This is a genomic window from Ramlibacter sp. PS4R-6, from assembly GCF_037572775.1.
GTDB lineage: Bacteria > Pseudomonadota > Gammaproteobacteria > Burkholderiales > Burkholderiaceae_C > Ramlibacter.
Map to the genome: position 1 here is coordinate 1,495,253 of NZ_JBBHKA010000001.1, position 13,423 is coordinate 1,508,675.

Here is a 13,423-nt window from a genome sequence, read left to right on the forward strand (position 1 = left end):
AGACATGAAGCCCCGCATCACCCTCATCACCGTCGGCGTCGACGACCTCGAGCGCGCCGTGCGCTTCTACCGCGACGGCCTGGGCTGGCCCACGCAAGGCATCGTGGGCACCGAGTTCGAAAACGGCGCCGTCGCTTTCTTCGACCTGGCGCACGGCCTGCGAATGGCGCTGTGGCCGCGCGCGAGCCTGGCCCAGGACGCGGGCGTGCCCCAAGACCCGCGCAGTGCGACGGACATTGCGCTTGCGCACAATGTGGCCTCGCGCGATGAAGCCGATGCGGTGATGGCGCTGGCAAAGAAGGCCGGTGCGCGCATCGTCAAGCCCGCGCAGGAGACCTTCTGGGGCGGCTACGCCGGCTACTTCGCCGACCCCGACGGCCACCTGTGGGAAGTCGCGTGGAACCCGCAGATGCTGCCGCAGGACTGATGCTCACGTTTCGCACCCTCACCCCCGCCGACCAGGACACGCTCTGGCACTGGCTGCACGTCTCGCTGTGGGACCCGCCGCCCGCACCCTACCGCCCCGCCGAAGTGCTGCAGCTGCCGCAGGTGCGCATCTACGCCGAGACCTGGGGCAAGCCCACGGACGTGGGCGTGGTGGCGCAGGTGGAGGGCAACGATGCCGGCGCCTGCTGGATGCGCCTGCTGCCCGAAGGCGTGGGCCTTGCGTACGTCGATGCGCACACGCCGCAGCTGGGCATCGCGCTGGACCCGCCGTACCAGCACCGCGGCTTCGGCACGCCGCTGATGCAGGCCGCGCTGGAGCGTGCGCGCGAACACGGCTACCAGCAGGTGGCGCTGACCGTGCACCCGCAGAACCCGGCCATCCGCGTGTACGAGCGCTGCGGCTTCCGCAAGATCGGCCTGCGCAACACCTTCCACCACATGCTCGCGAAGCTCTAGACCATGCCCGCCATCGACCTGAAAGCGCTGCAAGCCATCCTCGACCCGCTGCTGCCCGGCCTGCTGGGCGTGAAGCTCGTTTCGGCCGCGCCCGACAAGGTGGTGGCCGAACTGAAGGTGCGCCCCGACCTGTGCACCACCGGCGGCATCATGCACGGCGGCGCGTACATGGCTTTCGCCGACACGCTGGGCGCGGTGGGCACCTTCGTTTCGCTGCCGCCCAACGCGCGCACGACGACGACCGACTCCAGCACCAAGTTCATTTCCGGCGCCAAGGAAGGCTCCACCGTCACCGGCGAATGCGTGGCGCTGCACCTGGGCCGCACCACCCAGGTGTGGCAGACGACCATCCGCCGCGAGGACGGCAAGCTCTGTGCCGTGGTCACCCAGACGCAGCTGACGATACCGGGCTGATCGTGCCGGGCACTTAAAATCGGGCGATGCTCGATATCGCCCTCCTTCGCAAGGACCTCGCTTCGGTCGTTGCGCGCCTGGAAACGCGCCAGAAGCCCCAGAAATACCTCGACGTCGCGGCGTTCTCCGCGCTGGAGGCCGAACGCAAGCAGATCCAGGTGCGCACGGAGGAGCTGCAGGCGCAGCGCAACCAGCTGTCCAAGCAGATCGGCCAGCTCAAATCCAAGGGCGAGAGTGCCGACGCCGTGATGGCGCAGGTGGCGCAGATCAAGGCCGAGCTGGAGCAGTCGGCCGCGCGCCTGGAGGCGATCCAGCCCGAGATCGAGGAGCTGCTGCTGGGCCTGCCCAACCTGCCGCACCCCGACGTGCCCGTGGGCGTCGACGAGAAGGACAACGTGGAGCTGCGCCGCTGGGGCCAGCCGCGCAAGTTCGACTTCGCGGAGAAGGACCACGTGGACATCGGCGAGAAGCTGGGGCTGGACTTCGCCACCGGCGTGAAGCTCGCGGGCGCGCGCTTCACTGCGATGCGTGGGCCGATCGCGCAACTGCACCGCGCGCTTGCGCAGTTCATGCTGGACACGCACACGCGCGAGCACGGCTACACCGAGTGCTACACGCCCTACATCGTCAACGCGGCCACGCTGCGCGGCACGGGGCAATTGCCCAAGTTCGAGGAAGACCTCTTCGCCGTCTCCAAGGGCGGCCAGGAAGGCCTGGGCGACGGCGAGCGGCAGGCGCTGTACCTGATCCCCACCAGTGAGGTGTCGCTGACCAACTTCGTGCGCGACGAGATCCTGCAGGAGGCGCAGCTGCCGCTGAAGCTCACCGCGCACACGCCGTGCTTCCGCTCCGAGGCGGGCAGCGCCGGCAAGGACACGCGCGGCATGATCCGCCAGCACCAGTTCGACAAGGTGGAGATGGTGCAGATCGCCCACCCGGACAAGAGTTACGAGGCGCACGAGGAGATGACGCGCCACGCCGAGAACATCCTGCAGAAGCTGAAGCTGCCGTACCGCGTGCTGCTGCTGTGCACGGGCGACATGGGCGCGGGCGCCACCAAGACGCACGACCTCGAGGTGTGGCTGCCCGCGCAGGACACGTACCGCGAGATCAGCTCGGTCTCAAACTGCGAGGCCTACCAGGCCCGCCGCATGCAGGCGCGCTTCAAGAACGCGCAGGGCAAGAACGAGCTGGTGCACACGCTCAACGGCTCCGGCCTGGCGGTGGGCCGCACGCTCGTCGCCGTGCTGGAGAACTACCAGAACGCCGACGGCTCCGTCACCGTTCCGGAAGTGCTGCGCCCCTACATGGGCGGCACCGACACGCTGCGCGCCTGATCAGCGGCGCAGCGTGTGGCTGCGGAAGAAGCGGATCATTTCCCTGGTCGCGTCCGGCCCCTGCGGGTCGGTGTACGAGCCGCGTGCGCTGCCACCACACCACGCGTGCGCGGCGCCGTGCACCTGCCAGTGCTCAGCGCGCACCGTGCCGTCGGCAGCGGTCTTGACGTGCCGCGTCCACGCGCGCCCGCCAGGTACGCCACCGGTCTCGGTGCGAACCGTCGTGCCGCCGCCGCCGGCCATCGCGAAGACGGTCTCGCCATTGCGCGGGTGAACGGTGGGGTCGGCGTCGCCGTGGAAGACGATGATGGGCGTGGCGCCGGAAGAAGCTGCCGCCCCACGCCCGTTCTTCATCGCCTGCAGGGCCGAAGGCAGGTCGCGCGCCGCGCCATGCGGCAAGCCCGAGTGCACGCCGGCCGCGGCGAAGATGTCCGGATAGGCCTGCGCCAGGATCGCCGCCATCGCGCCGCCGGCCGACAGGCCTGCCACGTACACGCGCGCGGGGTCGATGCCGTAACGCGCGATCACTTCGAGCGTGAGTGACGCGAGGATCGCGGGCTCGCCGCGGCCGCGCACCTGGTGGTTGTGCTTGAACCAGTTCCAGCAGCGCTGCGGGTTGGCCTTTTGCGACTGCGCCGGGTACAGCACGAAGAAGCCGGCATCGCGCGCGGCTTCGTTCATGGCCGTGCCCGCGGCGAAGTCGTCGGGGTTTTGCGTGCAGCCGTGCAGCATCACGATGAGCGGCAGCGGCTGCGTGCCCGAAGCCGGCGGAACGTAGAGCTTGTAGTCGCGCGCGATGGCGCCGGTGCCGAAGCTGCCCGCGACGAACGCCTCATCACGGTGCGGGACCGGTTGCTCATCAGGAGCAACAACGGGCACGGGAACATCGGATGCGATGGCGAGAAGCTCGTCGGGCACCTCGCGGGCCTCGACATCGATGACGTCGCCCGCTGCATCGCCGGCGCTGCCGTCGGGCTCGCGCGCAAGCGCCGCCTGGATGGCCGCGGTGGCCGCCGCGAGGTCGCCCGATTGGGTCAGGCGGGTCGCGTCCTGCATCAGGCGCTGGAATTCTGCGTTCATGGATGGATGGTGTAGGTGCGGGCAAACAGCAGCCCGTCGAGCGTAGGTTGAACCATCCGGGGTGAATGCAAGGGCGGTGCCCGCCTTTGTTGCAAAGTGGGCCGCCGGCAATCGTTTAGAATCGCAGGCTTCGCACCACGCGAACCGAATTCAGGAGCGGTGGCAGAGTGGTCGAATGCGCCGGACTCGAAATCCGGTATACGGTTATACCGTATCGAGGGTTCGAATCCCTCCTGCTCCGCCAGTCACGTAGGCTCGATGCTATTCAATCTGTAGCGTCGGGCCTTTTTGCTGGCCGTTGATTTGAGGCCCAGACGGAGTATCGTGCCGGCCATGGAAGCCGAGGCGGCCTCATGACATCCGACTTGCCCCGCCGCGCAATGCTGGGCTGGCTGGCCGGTGCTGCGCTTGCCCGGGACGTGAAAGCGCAATCGGGCTGGGTGCCCGACCGGCTTGACGCATTGAACGAGCAATTGCGCAGCAACTCGCGCATTCGCGCTTTCATGATGGAAGCCGACGGCGCGGAGCCGTTCGCGTACTTCCAACCAGGTGTCGCCGCGTCGAGCCGCACACCCGTGGCCTCCGTGACGAAGTCGATCGTGAGCCTGCTCGCGGGCATCGCGATCGAGCGCGGGGCTTTCAGCGGCGCCGACGAATCGTTGGCGTCGATCTTTCCCGAGCACGCGAAGGGCGCGCAGGGGGCAACGCTCGCGCGCGTGAAACTGGGTCACGTCATGGGCATGACGGCCGGTTTCGACCCCGGGCGGACCACCGAGGACAGCGATTACTTCGGCTTCGTCACACGGCTGTTCGCACCCGGCCTGCTGGCGCACGCCCTGTCCCGCAAACTGGTCCAGGCACCCGGAGCGAAGTTCCGCTACAGCGACCTCGACGCCCACCTCGTCGCCTGCGCCATCGCGCGCCGGATCGACGGGCCGTTGAAGGAATTTGCCAGCGCAGCGCTGTTCGGCCCCTTGGGGATCGACGGCTCCCAGTGGCTCGCCGGCCATGACGGCGTGCCCAATGGCGCCTCCGACCTCATGCTCACGCCGGCCGAGATGATGAGGATCGGCCGGATGATGCTGGCGGGCGGCCTTTGGGAAGGGCGGCAGGTGGTGCCGGCAGCCTGGGTGCAGGAATCGACATCGCCGAAGATCGCACTCGACAACAACAGCGATGGCACGCGCCGCGGCTACGGCTACCTGTGGTGGACTTCGGAAACAACGCCCGGCGAGCGCCGTCCGCTGTTTGCCGCAGTGGGCTTTGGCGGACAGTTCATCGCGGTCGTCCCCCGTCTCCAGCTGGTTGTCGTCGCGCTGACCGCGCAGGAGTCGCGCGAGGCCGCCGCAAGGACCGGGGCCCTGATACGCGAGTACGCGCTTCCCACCGTGCCACGTCCTTGATCCGTCCCCCTCGTCGCATGGCCCTGCTAATATGATGGTCATCATATTTTGGTATCTTCCCGGCCATGGAACATCGGCAATCCCCAGCCACCGGCTCCCGCAAGCAGCTGACGCACGACCGCATCGTGGACACCGCGGCCCGTGTGCTTCGCGAAACGGGTTTCGCCGGTGTGGGCGTCGCGGACATCATGAAACGCGCGGGGCTCACGCACGGCGGGTTCTATGCGCACTTCGAGTCGCGCGACGCCTTGCTCGCCGAAGCGCTGCAGCGCGCCGGCGAGGACAGCCGCACGCGCCTGCGCCAGTCCATCGAGGCCGCGCACGCCAAGGGGGTCAGCCCCTTTCGCGCCATGGTGGAGACGTACCTGGCGGATTCGCACCTGAAGTCACCCGAAACCGGCTGCCCCGTGGCCGCACTGTCTTCCGAAATGCCCCGGCAGGCGCCGGCCGTTCGCGAACAGGCGTCCACCCGCGTGCAGGCGCTCGTCGCAGGAGTTGAATCCGTCCTGCCCGCAGGCCGCTCGAAGGAAGACGCCGCCATCGTGGCCGCGCAGCTCGTCGGCGCGCTGCAGGTCGCCCGCGCCCTGGGCGACAACGCCGCCGGCCGGCGCCACCTGGCGCGGTCGCGGCAGTTCGTCGTCGAACAGTTCGATTCGCCCCAGCGGCGCGGCCGCTGAGGCTTTTTTTTCGGCCGTCAATATGACGATCATCATATTCAGAAGGAGCGCTCCATGAACATCGCCAATGCCACCGTCCTCGTCACCGGCGCCAACCGGGGCATCGGCCTCGCCTTCGCCCGTGAAGCCCTGGCACGCGGCGCGAAGCGCGTGTACGCCGCCGCGCGCGACCCGTCGACCGTGAAGCTCGCGGGTGTGGTGCCCATCCAGCTGGACGTCACCGATGCCGGCCAGGTGGCTCGCGCGGCGCGCGATTGCGGCGACGTGGAGATCGTTATCAACAATGCCGGCGTCGCCGAACTCGGCTGCTTCCTTCAGGATGCGTCGCTCGATGCAACCCGCCGGCAGTTCGAGGTGAACTTCTTCGGCATGCAGCGCATGGCGCAGGCCTTCGCGCCCGTGCTGGCCGCGCATGGGGGCGGCGCGATGCTGAACGTCCTGTCCATCGCCAGCTGGATCAACCGTCCGCTGCTGGGCACGTACGGCGCAACCAAGTCCGCGGCATGGGCGCTGACGAACGGCCTGCGCCACGAGCTGCGTGCACAAGGCACGCAGGTCACGGCGCTGCACATGGGATTCGTCGACACCGACCTCACCAAGGGCATCGACATGCCGAAGGCCACGCCCGACGAAATCGTGAGGATCGCGCTCGACGGCCTCGAAGCGGGCCAGGACGAAGTGTTGGCCGATGACGGCACGCGCGGCGTGAAGCTGTCGCTGTCCACGCCCACCCCGGCTTACCTGGCGGCCGCATGAGCGCCGTCGCGCCCGCTGCCGTCGCGAACACCGGCACCGCCCCGAAGATGCCCACGCCCACGCCCAAACAGCGCATGTTGCATGGCCCCGTGCTGCCGACACTACTGCGCCTGGCGACGCCCAATGTCCTGGGCCTGTTCGCCAACACGATCGTGATCGGCTTCGACGGGTACATCGTCGGCCGTCTGGGTTCCGACGCGCTGGCGGGCGTTGCGCTCGTGCTGCCGCTGGCGATGCTCATGCTGCAGATGTCCGCTGGCGCGCTGGGTGGCAGCACGACCGCCGTGGTGGCCAGGGCGCTAGGCGCGGGTGATGCACGGCATGCGACCCGGCTGGCGCAGCATGCCTTGCTGCTCGGCCTCGCGGCGTCGTTGCTCTTCACGCTGGTGGCATCGGGCCCGGCGGTGTACGTGGCGATGGGCGCGCGGGACGGCGTCCTTGCCCAGGCATCGTCGTACGCGGCGGTGCTCTTTGCCGGCGCATCGGCGGTCTGGTCGGTCAACGTGCTGACGGGGATCGTGCGCGGGACAGGGGGCATGGTGGCAGCCGCTGTCGCGTTGGTGGCGACGACGGCGATGCACCTGGTGCTCTGCCCGGTGCTCGTGTTCGGCGCCGGACCCATCCCGGCGCTGGGGGTTGCGGGCGCTGCCACCAGCACGGTGACTGTCAATGCCGTCACGGCGATCGCGCTATTCGCTTGGCTGTCGCGCCGCGATGCGCAAGTTCGACTCGTCGGAGGTTCGTGGCAGATTCACCGCGCCGCGTTCCGCAGCGTGCTCGGTGTGGCACTGCCTTCGGCGCTCGGGCCCATCCTGAGCAACGGTGCCATCCTCGCAGCCACTGCCTATGTCGGCGTGTTCGGCACCTTGACGATCGCGGCCTACGGCATTGCCGCCCGGCTCGAATACATCCTCGTGCCCATCGCTTTCGGCATCGGCGGCGCACTGACCGCGATGGTGGCGACAAACCTCGGTGCGCATCAGCCGGAACGTGCGAAGAGCGCCACGTGGGCGGGCGCGGGCGTGGTCTTGCTCGTGACCGGATCCATCGGCCTTGTTGCCGCAGTGCAGCCGTCGCTATGGATGAACATGTTCACCACCGACCCCGCCGTAGCGGCCGCAGGCAGCACCTACCTGCGCATCGTCGGTGGAACCTATGGATTCTTCGGGTTGGGGCTGGCGCTGTTTTTCGCGTCGCAAGGCGCCGGGCGCATGCGCTGGCCGCTGCTGGCCAGCACGTCGCGACTCCTCGTCGTCGCAGTCGGTGGCTGGATCGCGGTTCACGTGGTGCACGCAGGACCCGAGGCGCTTTACGCTGTCATCGCGCTGGGGTTGGTTGCGATGGGCGTGACGGTCTCCGCGGCGACTTATCTGTCGAACTGGGACACGGGTCGCCACTGAGCAAACGGGATGGGGAGGCTTCCGGTTCAGTGCGCCGCTCGAAGCAACCGGTTCAGCTCTTCCAACGCCACAGGCTTGACCAGGTGTGCATCGAAGCCCGCCCTCGCTGTGCGCAAGCGATCTTCGGGGGAGCCATAGCCGGTGAGCGCAATCAGGCGCGCCGCCGAGCCGAAACGCCTGCGCCATTCGCGCGCGACTTCAAAGCCATCCATGTCCGGCAATCCGATGTCGAGCAGCACCACGTCGGGCAGCGCGCCCGATGACATGCAGTCCAAAGCTTCGGCCCCGTTGTGCGCCACCGCCACCTGCATGCCCTGAAGCCGCAGCGCTTCGGCCAGTGTCTGCGCCGCATCCTCGTTGTCGTCGACGATCAGCACATGGCTCGGCGACAGACCGGCCGGTGCGACCGAGGTGGGACTTGTTTCGCGCTCGGCCGTGCGCGCGACGGGAAGGACCACCACGAACGTGCTGCCCATGCCGGGCCCGCCGCTTTCCGCCCGCACCGTTCCGCCATGGAGTTCGACGAGCGTGCGCACCAGCGTCAGGCCGATGCCGAGTCCACCGGGCGCGCGGTCGAGGGAGCCGGGGACCTGCTTGAACAGGTCGAAGATGCTGGTGAGCATCTCGCGCGGGATCCCGACCCCGGTATCCGACACGCGGACCTCGACATGCGCGCCGCGGTCGAAGGCCTCGAGGCGGATCGCGCCACCCGGTGGCGTGTACTTGGCGGCATTGTTGAGGAGGTTGGCGAACACCTGCGTCAGACGAACCTCGTCGGCGTCGACGCGCACGCCCCCGGGCACGGACCCGAACGTGAACGCATGGCGGCGGCTTTCGATGACGGGCCGGCTCGAGTCAACCGCGGCAGCGAGGACCCGATGCAACGTCATCGGCTCACGGCGCAACTCGATCAGGCCCCGGCTCACCCGCGACACATCCAGGAGGTCGTCCACCAGGTGGGTCAATTGCTGGAGCTGGCGGCCGATGATTTCCATGCACCGCGCAGCGCGCGCTTCGCCTGCCGGCGCCAGCCGCCTGAGGACTTCCAGCGCACTCATGATCGGCGCCAGGGGGTTGCGCAACTCGTGGGCCAACATGGCGAGGAACTGGTCCTTGTGCTCGTGCTCCGCTTGCAGTTGCCGATTGGCTTCCGCGGCACCCGCGCGTGCCGCATCGAGGGCCCGCGCAAGTTCGCGCGCTTGCGTCGCCGCTTCGCGGGCTTCGGCTGCCGACGCGATTTCCAGGCGCAAGTCCTGCTGCGCGCGCAGCGCGCTCGCCAGCAGGGGGAAGGAATCGAGCAGGGCGGACGGAAACTCGCAGCGCCGGTTGCCCAGCAGCGCGAAGGCCGCCAGGCCGACGACCACGACAGTTGCATCCAGCACCTGGCCGCCGGCTTCGATCTTCGCGTGGACGCTATCGGAGCATCGGTCACGCAGGGCCGCCTGCCATTGGCTCGCGCAGGGCAGCGTCTGCGGCATGCCCGGGGCAGGCAGGAAGACATCGAGCTCGGGATCCTTGACGAACAGCAGCAGCTCCATTGCGCCGGCGGCGTGCGCGAGTGCGCGCGCCGCCTCGCCGCGAGTGCCCGGTTCGGCAAGGGCGGCAATCAGCGATTGGAGCGGCGGCGCATCGATCACGAAGGCAGTACGCAGACCACCGCAGTGCAATTGTGAAAGCCGCTGAACTGGCCTTCGGCGCGGGCGATCTGGCCATAGGTGTTGCAACCCACGAATCCCGCCGGGGCAAGCAGGTTCGCGCACGCCTGCAATTCGTCCTCGAACTCGCGGCCCATGCGCAGGCGCGTGGCAACGCAGTCGAAGACAAGCGCGGCGGCCGGAGTCTCGCCGGCGAGCGCATCGATGGCAGCCTGCGTTGCGTGCCTCGCAGCCTGGACGGCCGAGGCGTTGCTGGTCTTCATGAAGTGCACGATGGTGCCTTCCGGAACATTTGCAGCGCACATGACAGAGCCATCCGCCGCAACGGCCAGGGGCACGCGCAGGCGGTGCGGGCCGTCCCCGCGGATGCCGATGACGTTGTGCAGGAAGAAAGGCAACGGGTCCTTGCGGTCGAACTTCTGGCCGCTCTGGCGCGCATGGGCCTCGAAGGCCTCCACGGCCGGTGCGCCATTGAGGCTGACGAGCTGCGCGCCACGGGCCTCGGTGACTCGCAGGCCTTCGCCCGCCGGCTCCCAGCCGTGCGCGACGCCGATGCCCACCGGCTTGCGGGAGAGGATCTCCAGCGCCGCGACCGCGTTCGTGTAGGCGCGCGTTCCCACGAAGACGTGGGTGGTCTGGAACCGTCCGTCGTCACCGGCGCCGCCGCCAAAGAAGCGGTAGTTGCCGCCGGTGCGCACGGTGAGCTGCTCGACCAGCGCATCCGCATGGCCGGCGAGCGCATCTGTCATCACCAGCGCGTTGCGGTAGGCGTACCCGGCGTCCTGGATGCCCGCAAACGCTTCCACCGTCTGCCGCGCAGCATCGGCGGGATCGGTGCCCACGCCCTGCCCAAGGCCGACGGAGAATTTCATCTCCGGCGAGCGGATGGCAAGCGCGGACACCCGCCCTTCGCCGCGGTCCTTGTCCGTGAACTCGCCCGCCGACGAGGCCCCGGCGATCACGCGAGTGCCGGCATGCTCGGCGAGTGCCTCAAGCAGCTTGGGGTAGTCGTGCACTGCCGAAGCGAAGACCACGACAGCATGGGCCGGCGCGCCCGCGAATGCCCCGCGGATGGATCGGCCGAGCTCTGCGCCTGCGCGAGCGCTGTCGACCGTCTGGCTGAAGGCAATATGGGTCTGGGTCATGAGGGTCCCCCGAAAAGGAAACGAGTATGCGGCTGGGCATGATGACGTCGAGTCAGACAAAGCCGACTATTCCTCGCGAGGCCCGCCTACGGAATTTGGCGGTTCTGGCGGAGTCGGGACATCGTCCTACAGACAGCCGGGTCATCGTTGCGGATACATAAGTGTCCCCTGGACACGCAGTCATGCACAAACACCGAAAAATATCCCTCTGCGGCGAGTCGCTCGACGGGCTGCAGCACGTCTGCGCCTTCTTCGATTCCCGGGAAGAGCAGTACGACGTGCTCAACCCTTACTTCCGCGAGGGCCTCGAGACAGGCGACGAGGTCGTGACCATCGTGGAATCCGCATACCACGACGAGCACATCCGGCGCATGTCCGGGGCGGGCATCCCCGTGGGTGCGGGAATGGAGTCGGGCCAGCTGAAGGTGCTTGCCTCCGAGGAGTCATACCTGAAAGACAATATCTTCGTGGTCGAGCGCATGTACGCGATGCTCGAGGAAGTGTTGCGCAACGCGGCCAGCGGGCCCTACAAATCCGTGCGCACGATGGGCGACATGGAATGGGCGCTCAAGAACCTGCCGGGCACCGACGAGCTCATAATGTACGAGGCGCGCGTGAACCTGCTCGCAGCGCACCACGACCGCACGTTGCTGTGCGCGTACGACGTGAACCGCTTCAGTGGGCGCGTCATCACCGACGTGCTGGCAACGCACTCCCATGTGATCATCAATGGGAAGGTGCACACGAACCCGTATTACGTCGACCCGGTGACCTACTTGAGCAAACTTGCGCTTCGCAAGCGCGCGGAGTCGCCGGCAAGGCCGTCCACCACGCATTGAAGGCCAGTGACCCAGGGCCTCCGGCGCAACGCTACTGCTTTGGGGCCGCGCGGCGCATCTGATCCATCAACTCGGCAAGCCGTTCGCTTGCGAGGGCTCGAGCGTCTCGCACCAAGTCAAGGGTGTGCTTGTCAGGCGGAGAGCCCGCTCCTGAAAAGTAAGCCTCCCAGCTGCGACTGATTTCCTGCTCTGCTTCCCGAGCTAGATCGTCGAGCCGCTTCCACTCGTCGTGAAGTCGCCGTGCGCTTTCTGGCATTCCGAAATGTTAACCAGATTCGCATGGCTGAGCAGCTACCTATGCGCCGGTGCCTGGCACTTCGCTGAAGGCCTCCCTGAGCGCTTTCGACGCAGCAGTCGTTGCGGCAACGGAGTCCAACCACTGCTTCCACAGGTCAGGGTCGTACCCCGGGCATGCCTGGACCTTTGTCCTTGACCTGGATCCAAAGATCCGCTTCTTTCTCGGTCGCGGCGTGGTATAGGTCGATGAAGTGTTGGCGAGTTCGCATTGGTCCCCGTGAAGTGCCAAATGGACTCTTGGCTGCGCATTCTACAAAGGCAGTCTGGACCAGCCATTTTGGAATGAGCCCGTGTTGAACGCCGTCTTGGAAGTTGGGGGCATGCCCCGAATGTTTGCAAAAACACATTCGCTCGCGATGCTCGTCGCGACCCGCCCGCTGATGGCCGCGCCTCCAGACTCCTTCAGGACGAGCGGGACAGGTTGGTCTTTCGACCCGAACCGCCGGTGGGGCCAAATGGGACCTTCACGCGCGTGTGCATGTTCTTGCCGCCGCTTTGCGGCTTGTTCATGCTGTTCCATCCACGCGCCTTGCCTTCGGGGCGCTTGTGCTCCTCGGGATCGGACTGCCCTCGAGGGGCAGCCTCATCGGGGAGTCGTTTTCTTCTCGCCATGCTTGAGGGGACCGGTCGGCGACGCACTGGAGCGGCCCGATTTCTTCGCCGCCTTGTCAGAGACGGCGCCGCTCGCGTGCTGCGTCTTTTTCGCGTGGGTCTTTCCACCCTGGCTGTCTTTGGTCGATTGCGGCATGTGAGTTCCTTGGAAGTGAACCGGACCATTCCGGGCACCGTTCACGGTAGGGCACCGGATGTGACTTACCTGTGAGAAAAGAGGATCGGTGGCCGTAGGAGGTCGCTTTACACCAGACGCGTGTAGGAGACCTTGCGGCTGACAGCTGCTTCCGGCCAGAAGCGGAACGGCTCGCATCGCCGCTGCACGGCCGGGGGCTACCATGCACCTTGTCGGCCATCCGCGCCGGCCGAAGGAGAGTCATCATGGAACAGCAGCCCCGTCCCCGGCTGATGCGCGAAACGCGCCGCTACTGGCCGCTGATGACCGCCTACGAGCGCTTCGAGCAAGTGGTCGTCGTCGTGCTCTCGCTCGTCATCGCGCTGGTGATCGCGCTGGCCCTGGTCCAGCTGTGCGCGCGGGTCATCCCGCTGCTGCTCACCGGCGTGATCGATCCGCTGGACCACGGCGTCTTCCAGGGCCTGTTCGGCATGGTGATGACTTTGCTGATCGCGCTGGAGTTCAAGCACTCCATCGTCCGGGTCGCGCTGCGGCGCGAGAGCATCGTGCAGGTCAAGACGGTGGTGCTGATCGCGCTGCTGGCGCTCAGCCGCAAGTTCGTCATCCTCGACACCGCTGCCATCGGCCCGGCGACGATCGCCGCGCTGGCTGGGGCGACGCTGGTGCTGGGGATCGTCTACTGGCTGCTGCGCGAGCGCGACGACCGGCTCGAATCGCAGCAGGAGCGTGCGGAAGCGACCGGCGCCTGAAGAGTCCGGGCCGCGGCAGG

The 13,423-nt window shown here is 67.5% G+C and carries 14 protein-coding genes and 1 tRNA gene; 11 read left to right on the forward strand and 4 right to left on the reverse strand.

The genetic code is table 11. The features are described 5' to 3' along the window. The first annotated feature begins 4 nt into the window (after positions 1 to 4). Genes WG903_RS07235 through serS form a run of 4 tightly spaced genes read left to right on the forward strand, consistent with a single transcriptional unit; the run spans position 5 to position 2,654 of the window. Positions 5 to 427: a VOC family protein gene (locus WG903_RS07235; protein ID WP_340073742.1), complete on the forward strand. Its 423-nt coding sequence runs from the start codon at positions 5 to 7 to the stop codon at positions 425 to 427. Next, entirely contained in the window at positions 427 to 903 is a 477-nt protein-coding gene (locus tag WG903_RS07240) for a GNAT family N-acetyltransferase (RefSeq protein WP_340073744.1), read from the forward strand. Before WG903_RS07235 ends, WG903_RS07240 begins: the two co-directional genes overlap by 1 nt. Before the next feature lie 3 nt (positions 904 to 906). Then, on the forward strand, positions 907 to 1,317 hold the full coding sequence (locus tag WG903_RS07245; protein WP_340073746.1) for a PaaI family thioesterase: 411 nt from the start codon (positions 907 to 909) through the stop codon (positions 1,315 to 1,317). 26 nt (positions 1,318 to 1,343) lie between these two features. Continuing rightward, positions 1,344 to 2,654: a serine--tRNA ligase gene (gene serS, locus WG903_RS07250; RefSeq protein WP_340073748.1), complete on the forward strand. Its 1,311-nt coding sequence runs from the start codon at positions 1,344 to 1,346 to the stop codon at positions 2,652 to 2,654. Here serS and WG903_RS07255 read toward each other — a convergent pair whose 3' ends face one another. Continuing rightward, positions 2,655 to 3,734, reverse strand: a complete 1,080-nt coding sequence (locus WG903_RS07255; protein ID WP_340073750.1) for an extracellular catalytic domain type 1 short-chain-length polyhydroxyalkanoate depolymerase — start codon at positions 3,732 to 3,734, stop codon at positions 2,655 to 2,657. It abuts the gene before it with no gap. Positions 3,735 to 3,887: 153 nt separating this feature from the next. On the opposite strand from WG903_RS07255, the gene WG903_RS07260 reads away from it, so the two are divergent. The 5 genes from WG903_RS07260 to WG903_RS07280 all read left to right on the forward strand — a co-directional run bounded on the left by WG903_RS07260 (position 3,888) and on the right by WG903_RS07280 (position 7,970). Continuing rightward, a tRNA-Ser gene (locus tag WG903_RS07260) sits at positions 3,888 to 3,978 on the forward strand. 109 nt (positions 3,979 to 4,087) lie between these two features. Continuing rightward, positions 4,088 to 5,137, forward strand: coding sequence for a serine hydrolase domain-containing protein (locus WG903_RS07265; protein ID WP_340073752.1), 1,050 nt, complete (start codon positions 4,088 to 4,090; stop codon positions 5,135 to 5,137). A 65-nt stretch (positions 5,138 to 5,202) separates the two neighbouring features. Continuing rightward, complete coding sequence (locus tag WG903_RS07270) at positions 5,203 to 5,814, forward strand: TetR/AcrR family transcriptional regulator (protein WP_340073754.1); 612 nt, start codon at positions 5,203 to 5,205, stop codon at positions 5,812 to 5,814. A 54-nt stretch (positions 5,815 to 5,868) separates the two neighbouring features. Beyond that, entirely contained in the window at positions 5,869 to 6,570 is a 702-nt protein-coding gene (locus WG903_RS07275; RefSeq protein WP_340073756.1) for an SDR family oxidoreductase, read from the forward strand. Continuing rightward, positions 6,567 to 7,970 carry an MATE family efflux transporter gene (locus WG903_RS07280; protein ID WP_340073758.1) on the forward strand — a complete coding sequence of 468 codons (1,404 nt, stop codon included), beginning with the start codon at positions 6,567 to 6,569 and terminating at the stop codon, positions 7,968 to 7,970. Before WG903_RS07275 ends, WG903_RS07280 begins: the two co-directional genes overlap by 4 nt. 26 nt (positions 7,971 to 7,996) lie before the next feature. Here the strand turns inward: WG903_RS07280 and WG903_RS07285 are convergent, their stop codons facing one another. Further along, positions 7,997 to 9,607 carry a hybrid sensor histidine kinase/response regulator gene (locus WG903_RS07285; protein ID WP_340073761.1) on the reverse strand — a complete coding sequence of 537 codons (1,611 nt, stop codon included), beginning with the start codon at positions 9,605 to 9,607 and terminating at the stop codon, positions 7,997 to 7,999. Next, positions 9,604 to 10,770, reverse strand: a complete 1,167-nt coding sequence (locus WG903_RS07290; RefSeq protein WP_340073764.1) for an FIST signal transduction protein — start codon at positions 10,768 to 10,770, stop codon at positions 9,604 to 9,606. The genes WG903_RS07285 and WG903_RS07290 overlap by 4 nt, the downstream gene beginning before the upstream one ends. A 182-nt stretch (positions 10,771 to 10,952) precedes the next feature. Between WG903_RS07290 and WG903_RS07295 the strand changes: the two genes are divergently transcribed. Continuing rightward, entirely contained in the window at positions 10,953 to 11,609 is a 657-nt protein-coding gene (locus WG903_RS07295) for an MEDS domain-containing protein (RefSeq protein WP_340073766.1), read from the forward strand. Positions 11,610 to 12,489: 880 nt separating this feature from the next. Here the strand turns inward: WG903_RS07295 and WG903_RS07300 are convergent. Further along, the gene (locus WG903_RS07300; RefSeq protein WP_340073769.1) at positions 12,490 to 12,654 is read right to left on the reverse strand and encodes a hypothetical protein; all 165 of its coding nucleotides are present in this window, start codon (positions 12,652 to 12,654) and stop codon (positions 12,490 to 12,492) included. A gap of 245 nt (positions 12,655 to 12,899) precedes the next feature. On the opposite strand from WG903_RS07300, the gene WG903_RS07305 reads away from it, so the two are divergent. Continuing rightward, the gene (locus tag WG903_RS07305; protein WP_340073771.1) at positions 12,900 to 13,403 is read left to right on the forward strand and encodes a phosphate-starvation-inducible PsiE family protein; all 504 of its coding nucleotides are present in this window, start codon (positions 12,900 to 12,902) and stop codon (positions 13,401 to 13,403) included. Positions 13,404 to 13,423 lie beyond the last annotated feature (20 nt).

What these genes read in the sequence shown, in the direction of transcription:
- WG903_RS07235 (WP_340073742.1), top strand. Translation starts at nt 5, where the DNA reads ATGAAGCCCCGCATCACCCTCATCACCGTCGGCGTCGACGACCTCGAG.
- WG903_RS07240 (WP_340073744.1), top strand. Translation starts at nt 427, where the DNA reads ATGCTCACGTTTCGCACCCTCACCCCCGCCGACCAGGACACGCTCTGG.
- WG903_RS07245 (WP_340073746.1), top strand. Translation starts at nt 907, where the DNA reads ATGCCCGCCATCGACCTGAAAGCGCTGCAAGCCATCCTCGACCCGCTG.
- serS (WP_340073748.1), top strand. Translation starts at nt 1,344, where the DNA reads ATGCTCGATATCGCCCTCCTTCGCAAGGACCTCGCTTCGGTCGTTGCG.
- WG903_RS07255 (WP_340073750.1), bottom strand. Translation starts at nt 3,734, where the DNA reads ATGAACGCAGAATTCCAGCGCCTGATGCAGGACGCGACCCGCCTGACC.
- WG903_RS07265 (WP_340073752.1), top strand. Translation starts at nt 4,088, where the DNA reads ATGACATCCGACTTGCCCCGCCGCGCAATGCTGGGCTGGCTGGCCGGT.
- WG903_RS07270 (WP_340073754.1), top strand. Translation starts at nt 5,203, where the DNA reads ATGGAACATCGGCAATCCCCAGCCACCGGCTCCCGCAAGCAGCTGACG.
- WG903_RS07275 (WP_340073756.1), top strand. Translation starts at nt 5,869, where the DNA reads ATGAACATCGCCAATGCCACCGTCCTCGTCACCGGCGCCAACCGGGGC.
- WG903_RS07280 (WP_340073758.1), top strand. Translation starts at nt 6,567, where the DNA reads ATGAGCGCCGTCGCGCCCGCTGCCGTCGCGAACACCGGCACCGCCCCG.
- WG903_RS07290 (WP_340073764.1), bottom strand. Translation starts at nt 10,770, where the DNA reads ATGACCCAGACCCATATTGCCTTCAGCCAGACGGTCGACAGCGCTCGC.
- WG903_RS07295 (WP_340073766.1), top strand. Translation starts at nt 10,953, where the DNA reads ATGCACAAACACCGAAAAATATCCCTCTGCGGCGAGTCGCTCGACGGG.
- WG903_RS07300 (WP_340073769.1), bottom strand. Translation starts at nt 12,654, where the DNA reads ATGCCGCAATCGACCAAAGACAGCCAGGGTGGAAAGACCCACGCGAAA.
- WG903_RS07305 (WP_340073771.1), top strand. Translation starts at nt 12,900, where the DNA reads ATGGAACAGCAGCCCCGTCCCCGGCTGATGCGCGAAACGCGCCGCTAC.